Source organism: Curtobacterium sp. PhB172 (assembly GCF_003752545.1).
Taxonomy (GTDB): Bacteria; Actinomycetota; Actinomycetes; order Actinomycetales; family Microbacteriaceae; genus Curtobacterium.
Genome location: NZ_RKIF01000008.1, coordinates 340,560 through 360,190 on the forward strand (window position 1 = coordinate 340,560; position 19,631 = coordinate 360,190).

At 71.1% G+C, this 19,631-nt stretch carries 19 protein-coding genes and 1 riboswitch; of the genes, 10 read left to right on the plus strand and 9 right to left on the minus strand.

Annotation, left to right across the window (positions count from 1 at the left end):
• Positions 1-352 precede the first annotated feature (352 nt).
• The 4 genes from EDF42_RS11320 to EDF42_RS11335 all read left to right on the plus strand — a co-directional run bounded on the left by EDF42_RS11320 (position 353) and on the right by EDF42_RS11335 (position 4,714).
• The gene (locus EDF42_RS11320; RefSeq protein WP_123292081.1) at positions 353-1,123 is read left to right on the plus strand and encodes a winged helix-turn-helix domain-containing protein; all 771 of its coding nucleotides are present in this window, start codon (positions 353-355) and stop codon (positions 1,121-1,123) included.
• A gap of 278 nt (positions 1,124-1,401) precedes the next feature.
• Positions 1,402-1,914, plus strand: coding sequence for a MarR family winged helix-turn-helix transcriptional regulator (locus EDF42_RS11325; protein WP_123672374.1), 513 nt, complete (start codon positions 1,402-1,404; stop codon positions 1,912-1,914).
• Entirely contained in the window at positions 1,911-3,260 is a 1,350-nt protein-coding gene (locus EDF42_RS11330; protein WP_123672375.1) for a deoxyribodipyrimidine photo-lyase, read from the plus strand. The genes EDF42_RS11325 and EDF42_RS11330 overlap by 4 nt, the downstream gene beginning before the upstream one ends.
• Positions 3,257-4,714 (plus strand): serine hydrolase, encoded by a 1,458-nt coding sequence (locus EDF42_RS11335; RefSeq protein ID WP_123672376.1) that lies wholly within the window; start codon positions 3,257-3,259, stop codon positions 4,712-4,714. Before EDF42_RS11330 ends, EDF42_RS11335 begins: the two co-directional genes overlap by 4 nt.
• A 54-nt stretch (positions 4,715-4,768) precedes the next feature.
• On the opposite strand, the gene EDF42_RS11340 is transcribed toward EDF42_RS11335, so the two are convergent.
• Positions 4,769-5,740 (minus strand): carbohydrate kinase family protein, encoded by a 972-nt coding sequence (locus EDF42_RS11340; RefSeq protein ID WP_123672377.1) that lies wholly within the window; start codon positions 5,738-5,740, stop codon positions 4,769-4,771.
• Between the two features lie 154 nt (positions 5,741-5,894).
• On the opposite strand from EDF42_RS11340, the gene EDF42_RS11345 reads away from it, so the two are divergent.
• Positions 5,895-6,470, plus strand: a complete 576-nt coding sequence (locus EDF42_RS11345) for a hypothetical protein (protein WP_123672378.1) — start codon at positions 5,895-5,897, stop codon at positions 6,468-6,470.
• A gap of 84 nt (positions 6,471-6,554) precedes the next feature.
• Here the strand turns inward: EDF42_RS11345 and EDF42_RS11350 are convergent, their stop codons facing one another.
• The 5 genes from EDF42_RS11350 to EDF42_RS11370 all read right to left on the minus strand — a co-directional run bounded on the left by EDF42_RS11350 (position 6,555) and on the right by EDF42_RS11370 (position 13,030).
• The gene (locus EDF42_RS11350; RefSeq protein ID WP_123338827.1) at positions 6,555-7,169 is read right to left on the minus strand and encodes a superoxide dismutase; all 615 of its coding nucleotides are present in this window, start codon (positions 7,167-7,169) and stop codon (positions 6,555-6,557) included.
• 44 nt (positions 7,170-7,213) lie between these two features.
• The gene (locus EDF42_RS11355) at positions 7,214-7,723 is read right to left on the minus strand and encodes a flavin reductase family protein (RefSeq protein ID WP_111084301.1); all 510 of its coding nucleotides are present in this window, start codon (positions 7,721-7,723) and stop codon (positions 7,214-7,216) included.
• A 251-nt stretch (positions 7,724-7,974) separates the two neighbouring features.
• Positions 7,975-9,498 carry an MFS transporter gene (locus tag EDF42_RS11360; protein ID WP_123672379.1) on the minus strand — a complete coding sequence of 508 codons (1,524 nt, stop codon included), beginning with the start codon at positions 9,496-9,498 and terminating at the stop codon, positions 7,975-7,977.
• Between the two features lie 485 nt (positions 9,499-9,983).
• The gene (locus EDF42_RS11365) at positions 9,984-11,015 is read right to left on the minus strand and encodes a LacI family DNA-binding transcriptional regulator (RefSeq protein WP_123672380.1); all 1,032 of its coding nucleotides are present in this window, start codon (positions 11,013-11,015) and stop codon (positions 9,984-9,986) included.
• A complete protein-coding gene (locus tag EDF42_RS11370) occupies positions 10,994-13,030 on the minus strand; it encodes an aldo/keto reductase (protein ID WP_123672381.1) in 2,037 nt (678 codons plus the stop codon). The genes EDF42_RS11365 and EDF42_RS11370 overlap by 22 nt, the downstream gene beginning before the upstream one ends.
• Before the next feature lie 202 nt (positions 13,031-13,232).
• Here EDF42_RS11370 and EDF42_RS11375 point away from each other — a divergent pair, with 202 nt between their 5' ends.
• From EDF42_RS11375 to EDF42_RS18985, 5 genes are all read left to right on the plus strand, one after another.
• Positions 13,233-14,543 (plus strand): ABC transporter substrate-binding protein, encoded by a 1,311-nt coding sequence (locus EDF42_RS11375; RefSeq protein ID WP_260235400.1) that lies wholly within the window; start codon positions 13,233-13,235, stop codon positions 14,541-14,543.
• Positions 14,540-15,574: a carbohydrate ABC transporter permease gene (locus EDF42_RS11380; RefSeq protein ID WP_111084305.1), complete on the plus strand. Its 1,035-nt coding sequence runs from the start codon at positions 14,540-14,542 to the stop codon at positions 15,572-15,574. Before EDF42_RS11375 ends, EDF42_RS11380 begins: the two co-directional genes overlap by 4 nt.
• Positions 15,571-16,485 (plus strand): carbohydrate ABC transporter permease, encoded by a 915-nt coding sequence (locus EDF42_RS11385; RefSeq protein ID WP_123292072.1) that lies wholly within the window; start codon positions 15,571-15,573, stop codon positions 16,483-16,485. The genes EDF42_RS11380 and EDF42_RS11385 overlap by 4 nt, the downstream gene beginning before the upstream one ends.
• A 95-nt stretch (positions 16,486-16,580) precedes the next feature.
• Positions 16,581-17,129: a TetR/AcrR family transcriptional regulator gene (locus EDF42_RS11390; protein WP_123292071.1), complete on the plus strand. Its 549-nt coding sequence runs from the start codon at positions 16,581-16,583 to the stop codon at positions 17,127-17,129.
• A 66-nt stretch (positions 17,130-17,195) separates the two neighbouring features.
• Positions 17,196-17,366, plus strand: a complete 171-nt coding sequence (locus EDF42_RS18985) for a hypothetical protein (RefSeq protein WP_159574085.1) — start codon at positions 17,196-17,198, stop codon at positions 17,364-17,366.
• Positions 17,367-17,447: 81 nt separating this feature from the next.
• On the opposite strand, the gene ribH is transcribed toward EDF42_RS18985, so the two are convergent.
• Genes ribH through EDF42_RS11405 form a run of 3 tightly spaced genes read right to left on the minus strand, consistent with a single transcriptional unit; the run spans position 17,448 to position 19,275 of the window.
• Positions 17,448-17,927: a 6,7-dimethyl-8-ribityllumazine synthase gene (gene ribH, locus EDF42_RS11395; protein WP_123338824.1), complete on the minus strand. Its 480-nt coding sequence runs from the start codon at positions 17,925-17,927 to the stop codon at positions 17,448-17,450.
• Positions 17,924-18,604, minus strand: coding sequence for a 3,4-dihydroxy-2-butanone-4-phosphate synthase (ribB, locus tag EDF42_RS11400; RefSeq protein WP_123672382.1), 681 nt, complete (start codon positions 18,602-18,604; stop codon positions 17,924-17,926). The genes ribH and ribB overlap by 4 nt, the downstream gene beginning before the upstream one ends.
• A complete protein-coding gene (locus EDF42_RS11405) occupies positions 18,604-19,275 on the minus strand; it encodes a riboflavin synthase (RefSeq protein WP_123672383.1) in 672 nt (223 codons plus the stop codon). The genes ribB and EDF42_RS11405 overlap by 1 nt, the downstream gene beginning before the upstream one ends.
• Positions 19,276-19,365: 90 nt before the next feature.
• Positions 19,366-19,500: riboswitch (FMN riboswitch) on the minus strand.
• Positions 19,501-19,631 lie beyond the last annotated feature (131 nt).

Below are 19,631 nucleotides of genomic sequence, written 5' to 3' on the forward strand. Positions count from 1 at the left end.
TACTCGTCCCATGACTGCAACCGTGTCCACCCGCGTCCTCTCCGAGGTCCAGGGGACTGCTGGCATGATGATGCCGGTCGCCGTCATGCGTTGTCGAATGTGTGCCTGATCGGCACCCGTTCCAGCCGGATCCCCCGCGACACCACCCCGGTCGCGAGCGCGTGATCCCCGGGTGACGGACACCGTCGGCGACGCGCACCACGTCACGAGGTCTGTCTCCCGTTCCCCCGGGTCCGTCCCGGTCCGCAGCAGGACCGCAGGGCACATCGGCATCCAGCCGTACCCGGGTCGACGCATTCGACACCGCCGCCAGCGCCACACGCGCACCGGCCACATCGCCCGGAGAACCACCATGTCGCTCACCATCGCCCAGCCCCGCACCGCGCTCCGCACCGCCGCTCCGGCGCCGACCGACCTCGGGACGGTCACCCCGATCCGTCCGCGTCCCGCGACGCCGGCCACGACGGGGCAGACGAGCGTGCCGACCAGCCCGGTCGTGGCACCGCAGCGCAACCGCTCCCTGCCCGAGGGCACCGAGGCCCGTGGCTTCGCGCTCTACGTCGGGATCGACGAGGCGAAGGCGGCAGCGGCCGGCACGACCCTCGCAGCCGTCGTCGAGCAGCTGAAGGCACTGACCGCGCAGCTGGTGCCGAACTCGGAGACCTACGCGGCCGTCGCCGTCGCCGCGGAGCAGTCCGGTGGCCGTGACGTCGACGTCGTCCGCCTGGCCCTGCAGGACCGGTCCGCGGTCGCCGCCCGCAAGCAGGCCGAGAAGCCCGAGCCGGAGGAGACCGGGGTCGTCATCGACATCTCCCGCAAGCGCGTCACGCTCGACGGCGACGCAGCACCCCTGACCTACAAGGAGTTCGAACTCCTGCAGTTCCTGGTGCTGCGCGAGGGCCAGACGGTGGACCGCTCGGCCATCATCGACGGCCTGTGGTCGGACGGCGAGGACGAGACCCCGAACGAACGCACCATCGACGTGCACGTGCGCCGGCTCCGCTCCAAGCTCGGCGCGTTCGAGGAGATCGTCCGCACCGTCCGCGGCGTGGGCTACCGGTTCGACCGGCACGCCGACGTGGCCGTGCGCTACGCCTCGACGCCCTCGCCCGACCTCTTCTGATCCTGATCGGTCGCTCTTGGTGAACTCGCAGCGAACGACGCACGGGGAGGCTAGCGCGCCGTTACCGCTTCGTTATACAGTCGGTCGTGCAGACGGTGTTTGCTGTGGCACCGCCTGCGGAATGTGATTGCAGGAAACTCTTGGTGCAAGGGAGAGGGCCGGTCGCTCGAAAGAGCGGCCGGCCCTCGTGCATGTCCGAGCGCGTGCATGTCGAACCCGCGCCTGTCGGGGGCCGTCGGTAGTGTGGACGGACCGTCCGACCAGAGGGGAGCGCCATCGTGAGCGAGTCACGCCGCAGCGAGAAGGCGACCGCCGTCGCCGCCTGGGAATCACTGTTCCGCGCCCAGGTCACCGTGATGCGGAGCCTCAACGCGGACTTCCCCGGCGGCGAGATCTCCTTCAACGAGTACGACGTCTGCTTCAACCTGTCGACGCAGCCCGGTCGACGCTGCCGCATGCGTGACCTCACCGGCCACCTGCTCCTCACCCAGCCGAGCGTGAGCCGTCTGGTCGATCGTCTGCTCGCCCGCGGGATCGTCGAGAAGCAGCCGGATCCGTCCGATGCCCGCGGCGTCATCGTGGCACTCACCCCGCACGGGTTCGACGTCTACCGCCACGTGGCCGTGCAGCACGCGGCGAGCATCGCGCAGCAGGTCGGCGCCGGACTGTCCGACGCCGAACTCCGCACGCTCACCGAGCTCTGCACGAAGCTGCGTCTCGCGGTCGGCACCGCCCCGGGCCGACGGGCCGTCGCGCGGTCGGTCTCCGAGTCGGACCCGGCAGCGGTGTGACCGGCGCACTGGTCTGGCTCCGCGACGACCTGCGGCTGGCCGACAACCCCGCACTGCGTGCCGCGATCGACCACGGCGGCGACGTCACGGTGGTCTACGTCCTCGACGACGAATCCCCCGGCATCCGTCCCGCGGGCGCGGCGAGCCGCTGGTGGCTCCACCACTCGCTCACCGCGCTGGACGGCGAACTGCGTGACCGTGACTCGCGGCTGGTGCTGCGACGGGGTGCGGCCGCCGCGGTGATCGACACCCTCGTCGCTGACACCGGTGCTGACGCCGTGTTCTGGAACCGTCGGTACGGTCCGGCCGAGCGCGAGGTCGACGCCGGCATCAAGAGCGCCCTGCACGACCGCGGCATCGAGGCGCACAGCTTCGCGGCGAGCCTGCTCTGGGAACCGTGGACCGTCCGCACCGGACAGGGCGAGCCGTACAAGGTGTTCACCCCGTTCTGGCGCGCTGCCCAGGCGATGCCGGAACCACGGCACCCGCTCCCGAAGCCCCGCGACCTGCCCGCCCCGGCCCGCGTCGCGAGCGACGACCTGAGCCAGTGGGACCTCCTGCCGACCCGCCCCGACTGGGCCGGCGGACTCCGCGATGCCTGGGAGCCCGGCGAGCACGGCGCACACCAGCGGCTCGAGCACTTCGTCACCCATGCGCTCGAGGACTACGACCAGCGCGACGAACCCGCCATGGCCGCCACGAGCGACCTGTCCCCGCACCTGCGCTGGGGCGAGGTCAGCCCGTACCAGGTGTGGCACCGGCTGCACGGAGCGCTCGAGCCCGAGCAGCGCCAGAACGCCTCCGCCTTCCTGCGACAGCTGGCCTGGCGCGAGTTCAACTGGAACGAGTACTTCCACTGCGAGGACATCACGACGGTGAACGTGCGTCGCGAGTTCGACGCGTTCCCGTGGCGGGACGCCCCCGATGCCGAGGTCGACCGGTGGCGCACCGGGACGACCGGGTTCGACCTCGTCGACGCCGGCATGCGCGAGCTGTGGCACTCCGGCGCCATGCACAACCGCGTCCGGTTGGCGACCGCGAGCTTCCTCGTCAAGAACCTGCTCGTCGACTGGCGGGTGGGTGAGCAGTGGTTCTGGGACACCCTCGTCGACGCCGACTCCGCCAACAACGCCGCGAACTGGCAGTGGGTCGCCGGGTCGGGCTTCGACGCGGCGCCGTACTTCCGGGTGTTCAACCCCGACCGACAGCTCGAGCGCTTCGACCCGCACCGCGAGTACGTACACCGGTGGGTGCCGTCGGACGAGCTCCGGCCCGAGCCGATGGTCGACCTCAAGGCGACCCGGCAGCGCGCCCTCGACGCGTACGCCGAGATGCGTCGGTCATGAGTCCGTGGGACGCCGCCGTCGCGCAGGTCGACGCGCTCTTCCGTGACCGTGTCGACCGTGGCGTCGCGCCGAGCAGTGCGTGGGGTGTGTTCGACCGGACGGGTCTCATCGCTTCCGGGGGCCACGGCGACCGCGGAGACGGGCAGCGGCCGGACGCCGACACCGTCTACCGGATCGCGTCGTGCACGAAGAGCGTCACCGCGGCGACACTGCTGACGCTGGTGTCCGACGGTCGACTGGACCTCGACGCGCCGATCACCACGTTCGTCCCGGCGTTCGGCGCGGTGCCCCTGCCCACACCGGACTCCCCCGTGCCGACCGTGCGGATGCTGCTGACCATGTCGGCCGGCTTCCCCACCGACGACCCCTGGGCGGACCGGCAGGAGTCGATCAGCGACGCCGAGCTCGACGACGTCCTGCGTGGCGGTCTGTTGTTCGACTCCGTGCCCGGCACCCGGTTCGCCTACTCGAACCTGGGCTACGCCCTGCTCGGGCGGGTCGTCGCCGTCGTCACCGGCCGTCCGTTCACCCAGGCGGCACGTGACACCGTGCTCCGACCGCTCGGTCTCGACCACACGGTGTTCAGCGCGGCCGAGGCGCAGGGACCGGTCGTCACCGGGTTCCGCCCGCACGACGGCGGCTGGGAACCCCTGCCGATGACCGGCCCGGGTGCGTTCTCGTCGATCGGCGGACTGTTCTCCACCGTCCGCGACCTCGCACGGTGGGCGACGCACCTCGGGTCGGCGTCCTCCGCTGCCCCGGAACCCGGCCCGGTCTCCCCCGCCGACCGCCGGCTCATGCAGCAGGCGATGCGGGTCGTGTCGTCGTCCGTCGTCCCCGGCTCGTCACGCGCCACGGCGTACGGCTTCGGGCTGTTCCTCGAGCAGGACGACCACTTCGGCGAACTCGTCTCGCACTCCGGCGGCTACCCGGGGTTCTCCGCACACATGCGCTGGTCCGCACAGACCGGTCTCGGTGTCGTCGCGTTCGAGAACGCCACGCAGGCGAAGGTCTCCGCCGCTGCCCAGCAGGCACACGACCTGTTCCTGAACGCAACGCGTCCGGCGGCGTCCGACGGGCACCCCGACACGACGACCGGACCGGTGCGCCGCCCCGGCGCCGAGCCGACCATCCGGGCGACGCGAGCCGCGCAGGTTGCCGTGACGGGCCTCCTGGCCGACTGGCAGGACGCCGTGGCGGACGCGGTCTGCACGCCGAACGTGGCGATGGACGTCCCCTACGACCGACGCCGTCGGGCGATCGCGGCGGCGGTGGCCGAGGTGGGCGCTGACCTGACCGCGGCTCCCGTCGCCGAGCAGTCGTCGGCGCCGTCGCACCTGCGGTGGTGGCTGCCCGGCACCTGCGGGCGCCTGCGCGTCGAGATCCGCCTCGCCCCTGCCGCGGCAGGACGCGTCCAGACCCTCACCGTCGTGGCGGAGCCCGCCGAGCGCTGACAGGGCGGGCGCCGACGGGCCGCACCGGGGCCGGGCTGCGCCGGCGACCGACCGTCACACCGGTGGGCGACCACCCACGAACCCGAGTGCTCGGGCCGCCACGCGAGTGCCCTCACGTGCAGCCGCTCCGACGCGCACGGGATCGGTCGCCCAGGCACGCACGAAGCCCGCGGCGAACGCGTCACCGGCGCCGACGGTGTCGACGACCGTGGCCGGCGTCGCGGGGACGCGGTGGACGCTCCGTCCGCGTCGCCCCACCAGCACGCCGTCGGCGCCCACCGTGGCCACCACGAGCGGTACGTGCTCGGTGAGTCGCCGCACCGCGTCGTCGAGGTCGGTCGTCCCCGTCAGTTCGAGGGCCTCCTGCCGGCCGGGGAAGAGGACGTCGACGCCGACGAGGGCCGCGAGGAAGGCAGGAGCTCCGACGGACCGGACGATGGCCGCCGAGGACGGGTCGAGCGACACCCGGGCCGATCCCGTCCGAGCGCGGGCGACCAGGGACGCGATGCGGTCGGCGCCGCCACCGAGCATCGCGTGCCCGGTCAGGTGCACGATGTCCGCGCGTCGGGCCACGGCCTCGGGGACGTCGGCAGCCGTGAGCTTCCCGCTCGCGGCCGCGTCGGACATCGCCGTGCGGCCGCTGTCGTTGCGCACCGACACCACGACCCCGGTGGAGGTCATCGCGTCGTAGCGCAGGTGCGGACGGACACCGGCGTCCTCCAGCGACCGCTCGTGCCGGTAGACGTCGTCGACGCCCACCCGCGCGACGAGGTCCACCTCGGCACCGAGCCAGCCGAGCCAGGCGGCGGTGTTGCCGGCTGCACCGGTCGGTCGGTGGCGGATCACGGCGGCGGGGTCGTGCACCCCGATGGTGTGTGCGGTGGTCTGCACGAGCACGCCGTCCAGAACGTCGCCGACGACCAGGAACCGTTTTCCGGCGCCGCGACGGCGACCGGCGACCACCCGTCCGGCACGGGTGCCCTCGGGCTGCGACACGGGCACGGAGGCCTCTTGCGGCATGGACATCTGCCCCAGTCTACGGGGAACCGAGCAAAGCTCCGTTTTCGGGACCACTCGTACCCTCGTCGTGGTGGCCAATCACCCTACGTGACCGGTAACATACGCAATGCCACGATGTGGCGGGTCGTGTGCCCGCCGCCGACGATCCGACGGAGATGCCATGCCCCGGAAGCCCGACCCGACGCTCAAGCCGGCGATCCTCGAGAAGGTCACCCTGCACCTGCTGGACACCAAGCTCGAGGACGTCTCGGTCCGCAGCCTCGGTCGCATCCTGGGCACCAGTGCGTACCCGATCGTCTACCACTTCGGCTCCCGCGATGCCCTCATCGACTCCGTCGTCGTGCACCTGGCCGACACGGTCTGCCACGCTGCGCTCGATCCCGCGGCAGACCGCTCCGCCCTGGCTGACTACTTGGTGACCAGCTTCGGTCGCCTCGACGACCCGCACCGAGCCCTCGCCGCCCGGCTCACCTTCGAGCTCGGGTGCGTCGAGGCGATGGACGGCCGGGTCCGGCAACGCGGTCTGCACCGGGGCCACGTGGCAGCGGTCGCCGCGTGGTGCCTCGCACACGGCTACGACGCCGAGGCCGCCGACCGCGTCGCACGCGACGCCGTGACGACTGCCCGCGGCGCCCAGTGGACCGCGATCGTCGACCGGGAGCGCGCCGACACCGACGCCGCGCTCCGGGCGATCGCCGACCGGCTCGCCGCCGGCGCGGCAGTCACCGCGGCGTGATGCACGAACGGGAGGCACGGTGCCAGCTGGCACCGTGCCTCCCGTTCGTCCGTCGGTCGCGTCACGCGACCCGCGGTCGGTGGATCAGAGCGTCACGAACGACTGCGACTTCGCGTTGGCGAAGCGCGCCGCGACGTTCTCCCAGTCGACGATGTTCCAGACGGCCTTCACGTAGTCCGCCTTGACGTTGAGGTAGTCGAGGTAGAAGGCGTGCTCCCACATGTCGAGCATGAAGATCGGCACGAGGCCGAACGGCACGTTGGCCTGCTGGTCGAACAGCTGGAACGTGGTCAGCTTCTGGCCGACGGTGTCCCAGGCCAGGACGGCCCAGCCGGAGCCCTGGATGCCGTTCGCGACGGCGGCGAACTGCGCCTTGAAGGTGTCGAACGAGCCGAAGAACTCGTCGATCGCCGCGGCGAGCTCGCCCTCGGGGACCTTCGTGTCCGGGCCGAGGTTGGTCCAGAAGATCGAGTGGTTGACGTGGCCACCGAGGTGGAACGCCAGGTCCTTCTCGAGCTTGTTGATCGCACCGAAGTTGCCCGACTCGCGCGCTTCACCGAGCTGCTGCAGCGCGGTGTTCGCTCCGGTCACGTAGGCCTGGTGGTGCTTGTCGTGGTGCAGCTGCATGATCTTGCCGCTGATGTGCGGCTCGAGTGCGGCGTAGTCGTACGGCAGCTCCGGCAGGGTGTACTCAGCCATGTGAGGTCCTTTCGATCAGTGGGTTGCGGATGGGATTCCGCGGCTCACGAGAGCCGGGAACGATCGGTGAGGGAGTGGAATTCCCGGTTGTGGTAGACCAGCGGCTCGCCGTGCTCGAGGCCGACGACGATGTCGAGGACCTCGGCGACGACGACGGTCGAGCTGCCGATCGGGGTCGTGGAGAGCGGGCGGCACCGCAACGCGCTCGCGGCACTGGGCAGGTAGCGGTCACCCGAGGGCAGGGTGCCCCAGATCGGGTCGTCGGCGGTCGGGCTGCCGGTCGAGGCGAACCGCCGGGCGAGCGCCACGCTGAGCGAGTCGACCAGGTGCACGACGAAGACCGGGGCACCGAGCACGACCCCGGCGGACCCGGAGTTCGTGGACAGCGAGAAGACGAGGACCGGCGGGTCCACAGCCACGCTCGCGACGCTCGAGGCGGTGAGTCCGGTCGGACCGTCCGGCCCCTCGGCGGTGATGACGGCGACGCCGGCCGGGTGCCCGCGGAACGCGGACTTGTACGCTTCGGCGATGTTCGCCGGGGCTTCGTCGGGCATGGTGTTCGTCGTCGTTCCTTCGTGCGGGGGTGTGCCGTCACTGGGCGGGCATGTCCCAACGTATGACCTGAACCATGGTTGAGGTCAACGATTCACAGGTTCGACGGCTCCCGGGCGCGCCGTGGCGGTGATTTCGTGAGCAGAAATGGTCGGGTCGCGTGGCGCAACCCGACCATTTCCGCTCACGAAGCGGCGCGCGTCAGCGGCGCGCGTCAGCGGCGCGCGTCAGCGGCGCGCGTCAGCGGCGCGCGTCAGCGGCGCTTGAGCATGACGACGGCGCCTGCGGCAGCGATCACCATGAGCACCGCGGCGACGCCGGCCGTGATCGTCACGCCGGAGTCGAACGCCGCCCGCGCCGACTCGAGGAGCGCCTGGCCGGCGCCGCCACCGAGGGACGACGCGGCGGACACCGCACCGCCGAGCGTCTCCTGGGCAGCGGTGTGCGCCGTCGAGCTCAGTCCGCCGGGCACCACGACGTGCGCCCGGTAGGTGGTCGCCAGGATCGTGCCGAGGACGGCCGTGCCGAGCACCGCACCGATCTCGTACGCCGTCTCGGACATCGCGGACGCGGCACCGGCCTTGTCCGCCGGAGCGGTCGAGATGATGAGGTCGTTCGTGACGGTCTCGGACGCCCCGATGCCGATGCCGAGCAGCACGAACGCGAAGGCCAGTGCCGCGATCGACGCGTGGTGTCCGAGGACCGCCACGAGGGCGTACGCCGCGGCCGAGAACAGCAGGGACACCGACACGACCCAACGCGGGGCGACCCGTGCGACGACCGGCACCACCGCGAGGCCTGCGACGATCGTGAGCACCGATCCGGGGATGAGCACGACGCCCGAGGCGAACGGATCGAGCCCCGCGACGAGCTGCAGGTGCTGCGCGATGAAGAACAGGAAGCCGGTCAGCGAGAACATCGCCATCAGGTTCATGAGCACGCTGCCGGTGAACGCCGTGCTGCGGAACAGGCGCAGGTCGAGCATCGGGGTGCGGGACCGCAGCTGCCGGCGGACGAACGCGATACCGCACACGACGCCGACGGCGAGCATCGCGACCGCGAACCCGCGCTCCTCCGGGTGCACGAACGACTTGATCGCCCAGGCGATCGGCGCCAGCGCACCGAGGGACAGGAACATGCTCGGCACGTCGACCGGCCCCGGCATCGGGTCGCGCGACTCCGGCACGCAGAACGGGACGCCGACGAGCATGAGCACGAGGATCGGCACCGCGACCAGGAAGACGCTGCCCCAGTGGAAGTGCGCGAGCAGCGTGCCACCGACGAGCGGACCGAGGGCATTGCCGGCCGCGAACATGGTCGACCACACGGCCAGCGCCATGCGCCGCTCCCCCGCGTCGACGAAGACGTTGCGGATGATCGAGAGCGTCGCGGGCATGAGCATCGCGCCGAACACCCCCATCGCGATCCGTGCGGCGACGAGCATCCAGGCGTCGGTCGCGAAGGCCGCGGCGACGGAGAACAGCGCGAAGCCGGTGGCCCCGATCACCAGGATCCGACGGCGGCCGATCCGGTCACCGATGCTGCCCATCACGACGAGCAGCCCGGCCAGGACGAGCGGGTACGCGTCGACGATCCAGAGCTGCGTGGTGGCGTCCGGGTTGAGCGCACGACTGATCGACGGCAGCGCGAAGCTCAGCACGGTGTTGTCCACCGAGATGAGCAGGACCGGCAGCATCAGCACGGCGAGCGCGAGGAACCGTCGGGCGCGGCTGCCGGTGACGCGGGCGGCGATGGGACTGGTGAGCAGTGCGGACACGGCGGACTCCTGGGACTTCGAGCCGGACCTGGTCGACGGCGGGCGGTGCGTGGGGCAGACGAGACGGGACGCGGGATGGACACGCGCCCCGTCAGGACTCCGTCAGTGTACCGTCTGGACGGTTATGGTTGCAAATGCAACCAACAGGCGGACGGGAGGCCCGTGGCGGGCTGGCCACGCGCCTCCAGTCCGACGGCTGGTCCCGCCCAGGGCGGGAGGCTGGGGCGATGGCACGACCTGCGTCCGGTGCCGGGGTTCCGGTGCCGGGGTTCCGGTGCCGGGGTTCCGGTGCCCGGGTTTCGGTGCCGGGGTTCCGGTGCCGGGGTTCCGGTGCCGGGGTTCCACAACACGCCGCGTGGACTCCGCCCGGGTTCCGATGTCGGGCGGCTTGAGCGCCGACATGCCGAGATTTCGGAACCTCGGGGCGGGGCCGGGGCGGGGCGCGGCGGGCGGGCGGGGCGGGCGGGCGGACATGCCAGCCGTCGTCAGGCGGAGTCGCGGACCAGCAGGCTGTGGCGCACGGTGCGCTGCACTGCGGCGCCGTGCCGCGGCAGCTCACCGGCGAGCATGCCGAGCGCGAGCGTGAGGGCCTCGCGCGCGACGGCGTCGAGGTCGACCGCCAGGGTCGTCAGCATCGGCGACACCAGAGCGCCGAGCGGCAGGCCGTCGACGCCGACGACCCGGACCTCACCGGGGACGTCGACGCCCGCGCGGCGGCAGGCCTGCAGCACGCCGAGCGCCATCACGTCGTTGAAGGCCAGGATCGCGTCGAGTCGGCGCTTCCGAGCCAGGATCCGCACCGTCTCGTCGGCACCGCACTCGGCGGTGCCGTGCGGCGCGTGCACGAGCTCCGGCAGGTAGCCGCGGCGGCGCAGCGCGTCCAGCATGAGCAGGCCGCGGGCACTCGTGTGGTCCGGCGACGAGTTGTCGAGCACGACCGGGTGCCGCACCCCGGTCGCCACCAGGTGGTCGGCGAGGGCCTCGATCGCGTCGGCGGGGTCGATCCACACCGCCGCCGTGGGCGGGTCGGATGACGGGTCGAGCTCGACCATCGGCACGTTGCCGAGGAGCTCGCTCCACCGGTGCCGGCGCGAGCCGAGGTAGCCGATGACCACGTCGGTCTGCGCACCGAGCGCCTGGACCATCCGGTCGGCGTCGCTCGCCAGGTCGACGTCGGCGAGCATGACGTTCCACCCCTGCTCGGCGGCGAGCCGGAACACGGCGGACGCGAGCTGGGGCGTGTACGGGTTCCGCAGGTCGTTCACGACGAGCCCGAGCTGGTGGTCCCCGCCGGTGACCAGCCCGCGGCCGAAGCGCGACGGCCGGTAGTCGAGCGACGCCGCGACGGCGAGCACCCGTTCCTTCGTGGTCGCGCTGATGCCGGACATGCCGTTCATCGCGCGGGTGACGGTCTGCCGGGACACCCCGGCGGCCGCGGCGACGTCGATGATCGTCGCGCGGCCGCCGGAGTGCGGGCCGTCCGGTGGCGACTGGGTCAGTCGCGGAGGTCCAGCCATGCCACCTGTTCCGGGGTGAGGTCGACGGAGAGGCCCGTCATGGACGATCGGGCTTCCGCGATCGTACGCGGTCCGAAGAGCGGGAACGTCGGGAACGGCTGGTTGAGCACGTACGCCAGGGCGATCGCCGTGGCGGGCACGCCGAACCGGTCGCCGAGTTCCCGCGCGCGACGGAGCCGCTCGAAGTTCTCGTCGCTGTAGTAGCAGCGGACGAGCTCGGCGTCACTGGTGTCATCCGGCGTCGCACGACCGGTGAAGAAGCCACGGGCCTGCGACGACCACGGCAGCAGCGGGACCTGACGCTCCTCGAGCCACGCCTTCGACGCGGCGTCGGTCGCGTGCTCGCAGCCGTCCCACGGCACGTCGTAGGCCTCGGCCAAGCCGAAGTGGTTGCTGAGGACCTCGAACTCGTGCTTGCCGTTCGCCCGTGCGTAGGCGTTGGCCTCGTCGAAGCGTGCCGGCGTCCAGTTCGACCCGCCGTACACGCGGATGCGGCCGGCGCGGCGGTGCTCGTCGAGGACGTCGACGAACTCCCCCACCGGGATGTCCGGGTTGTCGCGGTGCATCATGTAGATGTCCGCGTAGTCGGTGCCCTGGCGCTCGAGGCTCTCGAGCAGCTGCTTCGTCAGGGACTCCGGGTCACAGAACGGCGTGTGCGCACCCTTCGTGATGACGACCACGTCCTCGCGGACGCCGCGGTTCTGGATCCACTTGCCGAGCCGGCCCTCGAGCACACCGCCGCCGTAGATGTAGCCGGTGTCGAACACGTTGCCGCCCTGCTCGACGAACAGGTCGAAGATCGCGCTGGCGTGCGCCAGGTCGGGCTGGTTGTCGACGCCCATCACCAGGCGCGACAGCCGCTTGCCGACACCCGGGATCTCGCCGTACTGCATGGGGTTGCCGTCCTGCACCCGGAGCGGCCGACCGCTCACGGTGGGGATGTCGGCGGACTCGGCCTCGAACGGGTAGCGCAGGCCGATCGCGGCGCGCCACTTGTCGAGGGTGCGGGCGGTCGCGAGCGACTCGTCGATCGTCATCTGTGCTGCCTCGACCGCACCGGCACGCAGGGCGTCGGTGGTGGCGTCGGCCTCACGTGCGTAGGGGTGCTCGCCGGCGAAGGACAGCGTGCGCGGGTCCTCGTCGACAGCGTGCACCTCGATCGTCGGGTCGGCGCCGAGGGTCCACGGGTCGGCGAGCAGGAGGCGACCGCGCGTGCCGTACACCGCGACGGCGTTGTCGTCCTGCACGAAGACGCCGGTGCGGACGGACGCCGTGATGCCGCCGCGGTAGGTCAGCTGCGCGACGGTCCACTCGTCGACGCCGGTCGGCCCGAGGGTGCCGGTGGCAGTGAGCTCCGTCGGCTCGGCGACGGCGACACCGGTCGCGGCCTGCACGATCGCGGCGGCCATCGTCACCGGGTACCCGCCGACGTCGAGGATCCCGCCGCCGGCCGTGTCGACGTCGAACAGTCGGCCGGTCCGCTCACCGGTACGGAACGCGAACGAGGCGTCGATGTGCGTGACCTCGCCGATCACGCCGTCCCGCACGAGGTCGAGCAGTGCGGCGGTCTGCGGGTGGAAGCGGTACATGAACGCCTCGACCAGCGGCAGGCCGGCCTGGCGTGCGGCATCGGCGAGCGCCATGGCGGTGCCGTGGTTCGGGGCGAGGGGCTTCTCGCACAGGACGGCCTTGCCGGCCTCGAGCGCGGCGAGGACGAGCCGCGCGTGCCCGGTGTGCACGGTCGAGACGTACACGGCATCGACGCGCGGGTCGGCGAGGACCTCGTCGTAGGTCGCAGCAGAGACGTCGGCGAACCCGAGCTGCGCGGCTTCGTCGGCGAAGGTCTGCGCCCGCTCGGTGGACGAGCTACCGGCGGCCACGAGTGCACCACCGCTCGCGGGCAGCTGGGAGAGGAAGCGGCGGGCGATGCCCCCGGGGCCGAGGACGGCCCAGCCGGGGCGGTCGGCGACCGTCGGGGTCGTGGTGCTGGCGGTGTTCGCGGTCTGCGCTGACATGCGGATCCTTGTCGTCTCGTGAACCTTCACGGTCACGACGACGCTAGTGCCACACGCCCGGTGGATCAATGCGGAAGTGCTTGACACGGCGTGTCTCACAGAGGATGCTCTGGACCACTTCGTGAGCGTTCACGGTCGAACGCTCCGGGGACCCGGTATCGCTGTGTCCAACCCGATCTCAACGACGAGAGCAGGTAGTTTCGTGACGTCATCTCCATCGATCAGTCTCAGCAGGCGGGGGTTCCTCGCCGGCGCAGGTGCCCTCGGAGCCCTCGCCACCACCGCCTTGTTGGCCGGGTGCTCCACGAGCACCGCCATCTCCAGGGACCCTGACGAACTCGTCCTCTGGTACTGGAACCGGTCGCTCGACCCGAAGTTCCTGCGGCAGGCCGCCGGGGGGATCGCCGGGCAGGGGTCCAAGCGGCTCCGCCCCGACCTGATCGGCGGTGCCTCGTACGACACCAAGTTCCGGACGGCACTCGCCGGCAACGCGTTCATCCCCGACGTGCTGATGGTCAACTCGAACTGCTGGCTGTACTTCCCCGACGAAGACCTGTTCACCGACTTCGACGACCACGGCGGCGCGGCGAAGCGGGACGAGTACTACGACTGGAAGAGCGCGCTCGGCCGGACGCCGAGCGGCCGGCAGTGCTTCTGGCCCGTCGACACCGGACCGACCGGCTTCTTCTACCGGCAGGACGTCCTGGCGAAGGCCGGGCTGCCGACCGACCCGGACGAGGTCTCGGACGCGATCGCGACGTGGGACGGGTTCCGCTCCTTCGGCGCGAAGATCCGGAAGGGTGCGGACGCCGCGACGGTCATCACCGCCAACCAGCTCTTCAACCAGTACATCTACGCCAGCCCCACGCGGTACTTCGACCGTGACGACCAGCCGGTCTTCGAGCAGGACGACAGCTCGGTGCGGCAGGCGTGGGAGAACGCCGTCGCCTGCGTCCGTTCCGGCCTCACCGGCAACCTGCAGTCCGGCACCGACCAGAACGCCGGGTGGGTGTCCGGCCGGGTCGCAGGACAGATCGAGGGCGCGTGGTGGACGCAGGTCATCCACGACACCGCTCCGGACGCCGCCGGCACGTGGCGGGTCGCCCGGCAACCGGATCGCCCGGGCAACAGCGGCGGGTCGTTCCTCGCCGTCCCGAAGACCTCGAAGGACCCGGCCGCGGCCGCCGCGTTCGCGCAGTGGATCACCTCGCCCGAGGTGCAGTCGCACACGTACAACGACATCCAGCTGTTCCCCTCCACCCCGGCGTCGTTCGACAACGGGATCATGCGGAAGCCCGGCGACTACTTCGGCGACCAGGACCCGCTGGCGTTCTTCAACGCCTCGGCGATGGACGTCCCGGTGACGTACATCTCGAACTCCGAACGGTTCATCGGTGCGTTCGCGACCGAGATCACGAACGTCGAGGCCGGGGGCAAGGACCCGGACCGCGCCTGGCAGGACGCCGTCGACCAGACCAACCGGGTCCTCGACAAGCGGGGGGTCCGCGCATGAGCACCAAGCAAGCACCACCGACCACGAGCATCCCCGCGGTCGTCGGGACCCCGACGTCCTCCATCACCACCGCAGCGACCGGCAAGCGGTACGGGCTCCGCCGGTTCTGGCCGCAGTACGTCGCGATCGCGCCGTTCTACGTGCTCTTCCTGGTGTTCGGGCTGTTCCCGATCGTGTTCTCGATCGTGCTGTCGTTCACCGACTGGGACGGGGTCGGCTCCCCCGCGTTCGTCGGTCTGGCCCAGTACCAGTACCTGCTCGGCGACCCGCGGTTCTGGAACGCCGTCGGCAACACGTTCCTCATCTGGGTCATGTCGACGATCCCGATGCTGTTCCTCGCGCTCGTGCTCGCGTTCCTGCTGCACGGCAACATCCGGGCGAAGGGCTTCTACCGCGTCGCTTTCTTCGTGCCGAACGTCACGAGCATGGTCGCGATGGCGATCGTGTTCGGCTCGGTGTTCTCCGACGGCTTCGGCCTGGTGAACGCGGCACTGCGCGCACTCGGTGCGGACCCGGTCGGGTGGCTGTCGTCGTACTGGGGCATCAAGGTCACCATCTCGGTGATGGTGATCTGGCGCTGGACGGGCTACAACGCGATCATCTACCTGGCCGGACTGCAGTCCATCTCGACCGAGTTGTACGACGCCGCGAAGGTGGACGGCGCGAACGCGTGGCAGATCTTCTCGCGCATCACCGTGCCGCTGCTGCGCCCGGTGATCCTGTTCACCCTCATCACGTCGACGATCGGTGGGCTCGGGCTCTTCACGGAGCCGCAGATCCTGTTCAACGGACAAGCGGTGGGCGGCCCCGACGAGGCCGGCATGACGATCGTGCTCTACCAGTACGAGCAGGCGTTCAACCAGTTCGACTTCGGGTACGGCTCGGCGATCGCCTGGGTGCTGTTCCTGTTCTCCGTGGTGTTCGCGATCATCAACTGGCGTCTGCTCAGTGAACGCGACGGCCTGAAGACCCCACGACGACTCCGCGTGGCCCGCACGGTCCGCACCAGCACGAAGGGGGTCGACGCATGACCGCGACACCGACCACGACGACGACCAACACCGCTGCAGCACTCGGGCGACCGGGCGCCGCGGGGAACGACCGTGGCCGCGGGTTCCGCCGCGGCTGGCTCGGGACCGCCGTCACGCACCTCTGCCTGATCATCGGGGTGCTGCTGTCGATCTTCCCGTTCTGGTGGCTGCTCGTGATGTCGACGTCGACGAACGCCGAGATCTTCGGCTACCCGCCGTCGCTCTGGTTCGGGGACAACGCCCTCGCGAACGTGGCGTCCGTGTTCAGCAACGTGGACATGCTGCGGGCACTCCTGAACACCGTGCTCGTGGCCGGCAGCACCGCCGTCCTGGTCATGCTGTTCGACTCGCTCGCCGCGTTCGCCTTCGCGAAGTACGAGTTCCCGTTCAAGCGCACACTGTTCACCGTCATGCTCGCCACGTTCCTGGTGCCGGGCAGCCTGTCGCTGGTGCCGAGCTTCGTGCTCATGGCGAACCTCGGGTGGATCGGTGGTCTGCAGGCGCTCATCATCCCGGGGGCGGCGAACGCGTTCGGCATCTTCCTGCTCCGGCAGTTCGCCACCTCGTCGATCCCGAACGAGGTGATCGACTCGGCCCGGGTGGACGGAGCGGGGTTCTTCCGCACCTGGTGGTCGGTGGCGGTCCCGATGCTCCGCGGCGGGCTCGCGTTCCTCGGCATCTTCACCTTCATCACCGCCTGGAACGACTACGTCTGGCCGCTCATCGTCCTCATCGACCCGAAGGGGCAGACCCTGCAGGTCGCCCTGGCCGGACTGAGCTCGGTGAACGCGACCGACCTCGGGGCGGTGATGGCCGGCGCCGTGATCAGCGTCTTCCCGCTCATCGGCGTGTTCATCATCGGCTCGCGCCACTTCATCGCCAACATCGCCGCAGGAGCGCTGAAGGGCTGACGCGCCGAGCGCCCCGACCGGCAGGGTGCAGGCGTCGCGGGACGGCCCGCGACGCCTGCACCTGCTCGTGCACAACTCCTCCTAGACTCGTGCCCATGGCCAGTGCCCGCGACCGCGTCCTCGACAGCTTCGTCGCCATCGTGTGCGAAGACGGCGAACGTCCCGCGACGCTCGACGCCGTCGCCGCCCGCGCCGGTGTCTCCAAGGGCGGGCTGCTGTACCACTTCGGCTCCAAGGCGGCCCTGGTCGAGGGGCTGTGCGAGCGACTCTCCGACCTGTCCGCGATCGACGTCGAGCGCATGGCCGAGGCCGAGGACGGCGCCGCCCGCTACTTCGTCCGCAACTGCCTGTTCGTCGGCAGCGAGCTCGACCTCGCACTCCTCGCCGCGAGCCGCCTGCAGCAGGCCGGCTACGAAGAAGCGGGCCGGACCCTCGACGACACCGAGAACGCCTGGCTCGTGACCCTCGTCGACGCGCTGCACGACGAGCCCACCGCCCAGGCGGTCAAACTCCTCGGCGACGGCCTGTACCACCAGGCCTCCCTCGGTGCCGCGAGCGACGGTCGACCGAAGCGCAGCACCGTCGACATGGAGGCGCTCCTCGCCGTCGTGGACCGGCTGATCGCGACGAAGCCCGGCGCGTGAACGACCATCCCCGTTCCTGGGGATAGACTTGGCGACGTTCCACTCGTCGACACCCGGAGGTATCCCGTGGGCCGCGTCATCGCCGCTGTTTTCTCGATCCTGCTGCTGCTGGTGTCGATGTACCTGTTCGGGTTCGCGTTCCAGGTCGACTCGGGCCAGGCGTTCATCTTCATGGGTGGCCTCATCCTGATGACCCTCTCCTTCTTCCTGCCGATCCACGTGTTCGGCAAGCGGTAACCACTCCGCCACGCAGAACGGCCCCGCACCTCTCGAGGTGCGGGGCCGTTCTGCGTGCGGGCGCCGTGGGAACCAGCCGCGCTACGCGAGCACGCGCAACGAGCGCAGCATCACCGCGGTCGCGACCGCGGCGTGCACGGCCTCGGCGCCCTTGTCCTCCTTCGAGCCGGGCAGCCCGGCCCGGTCGATGCCCTGCTGCTCGTCGTCCAGGGTGAGCACGCCGAACCCGACGGGCTTGCCGGTGTCGATCGCCACGCGGGTGAGCCCACTCGTGGCGGCGTCGGACACGTACTCGAAGTGCGGGGTGCCGCCGCGGATGATCACGCCGAGCGCGACCGCGGCGTCGAACCCGGCCTCGAGGGCGGTCTTCGCGACGACGGGCAGCTCGAAGCTCCCCGGGACCGGGAACACCGACGCGGTGGCGCCGAGCCGTTCGACCTCGCGCTGCGCCCCGGCGAGGAGGCCCGCCGCGATCGTGTCGTGCCACTGCCCGGCGACGATGGCCACCCGGATCCCGGTGCCGTCGACGTGGTCGCGGTCCGCCGCGCCTGCTCCGCTCATCGTGCTGTTCCTTCCGTGGACAGGGCAGTTGCTGCCGCCGTCCGGTCTGCCGCGTCCAGCCACTCGACGAGCGCGGCGATGGTGATGACGGGCACGCCCTCGCGCGCCCCGAGTGCGACGAGCGCCGGCAGCCGCATCATGCTGCCGTCCTCGTCGACGATCTCGCAGATCGCCGCGGCGGGCCGGAGCCCGGCTGCGGTGACGAGCTCGATCGCGGCTTCGGTGTGCCCCGCACGCTCGCGGACCCCGCCCGGTCGTGCCCGCAGGGGGACGACGTGGCCGGGGCGGTGCAGGTCGTCGCGCACGGAGGTCGGGTCGGCGAGGACCCGCAGCGTGCGCGCTCGGTCGTGGGCGCTGATGCCCGTGGTGACCCCGACGGCTGCGTCGACGGTGACGGTGTACGCGGTGCCACGGACGTCCTCGTTGTGCTGGACCATCGGCGGCAGGTCGAGGGCGTCGGCGATCTCGGTGCTGACGGGCGCGCAGATGAACCCTGACGAGTGCGCCACGGTCCAGGCGATCCACTCCGGCGTCGCGAGCTCGGCGGACAGGATGACGTCACCCTCGTTCTCGCGGTCCTCGTCGTCGACGACGATCACCGGGCGGCCGGTCGCGATCGACGCGATCGCGGCCTCGATGCTCGACGAGCCGAGGGTCTGCGGGACCGCGGCGACCATCACCGGGCCTCCGATCCGACGGTCTCGAGCGGTCCGACGGTCTCGAGCGAGCCGACGGCGGCGTCGAGCCGCAGCATCCGGCGCACGTGCCGCGCGAGCACGTCGGTCTCGACGTTCACCCGGTCGCCCGGCACGCGCAAGCCGAGGGTGGTCGCCTCGAGCGTCTCCGGGATCAGGCTGACCTCGAACCAGGCGGCGTCCGGCGCGGTGTCCTCGGGTGAGACGGCGCTGACGGTGAGCGAGACGCCGTCGAGCGCGATCGATCCCTTGTCGACGACGAGCGGGCTGAGCGCCGGCGCGAGCGAGAACCGCACCCGGCGCCAGCCGTCGCCGTCCGCGGTCTCGAGCACGGTGGCGGTGCCGTCGATGTGGCCCTGCACGATGTGGCCGCCGAGGCGGTCGCCGACCGACGCCGCGCGCTCGAGGTTCAGGCGGTCGCCCACCCGCAACGCTCCGTGCGCGCTCATGTCGAGCGTCTGCTTCATGACGAAGGCGGTGAAGGAGTCGGGAGTCTGCTCGACGACGGTCAGGCAGACGCCGCTGGTGGCGATGGAGTCGCCGTGGCTGGCGTCCGCGACCACGATCGGCCCGCGGACGGTGAGCGCGACGGAGTCGCCGTGCTGCTCGACGGCGGTGACGGTGCCGAGTTCCTCGATGATGCCGGTGAACACTGGTGTCCTCTCAACGGGACTCCGGGGGTGTTCGACGATCGTCGGCATCGACGGACGGGTCGTCCCACGCAGGGTGGGTCGTCTCGTCCGCCAGCGCGCCTCCCATCCGGACTCTCACCGTCGGTCCCGGAGTTTCACCGAGTCAACCTCTGCCGGGTTCGCACCCGTCATCAGTTCGTGGACTGTCACCACCGGTTCGGAATTGCACCGACCCCGGAGCGCTTGCGTAGTCGGAACGATACCCCAGACCGGTGACGGACGCGTCGGGTCGGCGCGGGGCACGTAACGGGGCGACGCGGCGCACGACCGGGAGGCCCGTGGCGGGCCCGCACCGCGCCTCCCGTCCGCCGCCCGGT

Excerpts from the sequence above, each read along its gene's own strand:
- EDF42_RS11340 (WP_123672377.1), bottom strand. The coding sequence starts at position 5,740 with ATGTCCATGCCGCAAGAGGCCTCCGTGCCCGTGTCGCAGCCCGAGGGC.
- EDF42_RS11365 (WP_123672380.1), bottom strand. The coding sequence starts at position 11,015 with ATGGCTGGACCTCCGCGACTGACCCAGTCGCCACCGGACGGCCCGCAC.
- EDF42_RS11345 (WP_123672378.1), top strand. The coding sequence starts at position 5,895 with ATGCCCCGGAAGCCCGACCCGACGCTCAAGCCGGCGATCCTCGAGAAG.
- EDF42_RS11350 (WP_123338827.1), bottom strand. The coding sequence starts at position 7,169 with ATGGCTGAGTACACCCTGCCGGAGCTGCCGTACGACTACGCCGCACTC.
- EDF42_RS11370 (WP_123672381.1), bottom strand. The coding sequence starts at position 13,030 with ATGTCAGCGCAGACCGCGAACACCGCCAGCACCACGACCCCGACGGTC.
- EDF42_RS11355 (WP_111084301.1), bottom strand. The coding sequence starts at position 7,723 with ATGCCCGACGAAGCCCCGGCGAACATCGCCGAAGCGTACAAGTCCGCG.
- EDF42_RS11320 (WP_123292081.1), top strand. The coding sequence starts at position 353 with ATGTCGCTCACCATCGCCCAGCCCCGCACCGCGCTCCGCACCGCCGCT.
- ribB (WP_123672382.1), bottom strand. The coding sequence starts at position 18,604 with ATGGTCGCCGCGGTCCCGCAGACCCTCGGCTCGTCGAGCATCGAGGCC.
- EDF42_RS11390 (WP_123292071.1), top strand. The coding sequence starts at position 16,581 with ATGGCCAGTGCCCGCGACCGCGTCCTCGACAGCTTCGTCGCCATCGTG.
- EDF42_RS11380 (WP_111084305.1), top strand. The coding sequence starts at position 14,540 with ATGAGCACCAAGCAAGCACCACCGACCACGAGCATCCCCGCGGTCGTC.
- EDF42_RS11335 (WP_123672376.1), top strand. The coding sequence starts at position 3,257 with ATGAGTCCGTGGGACGCCGCCGTCGCGCAGGTCGACGCGCTCTTCCGT.
- EDF42_RS11385 (WP_123292072.1), top strand. The coding sequence starts at position 15,571 with ATGACCGCGACACCGACCACGACGACGACCAACACCGCTGCAGCACTC.
- ribH (WP_123338824.1), bottom strand. The coding sequence starts at position 17,927 with ATGAGCGGAGCAGGCGCGGCGGACCGCGACCACGTCGACGGCACCGGG.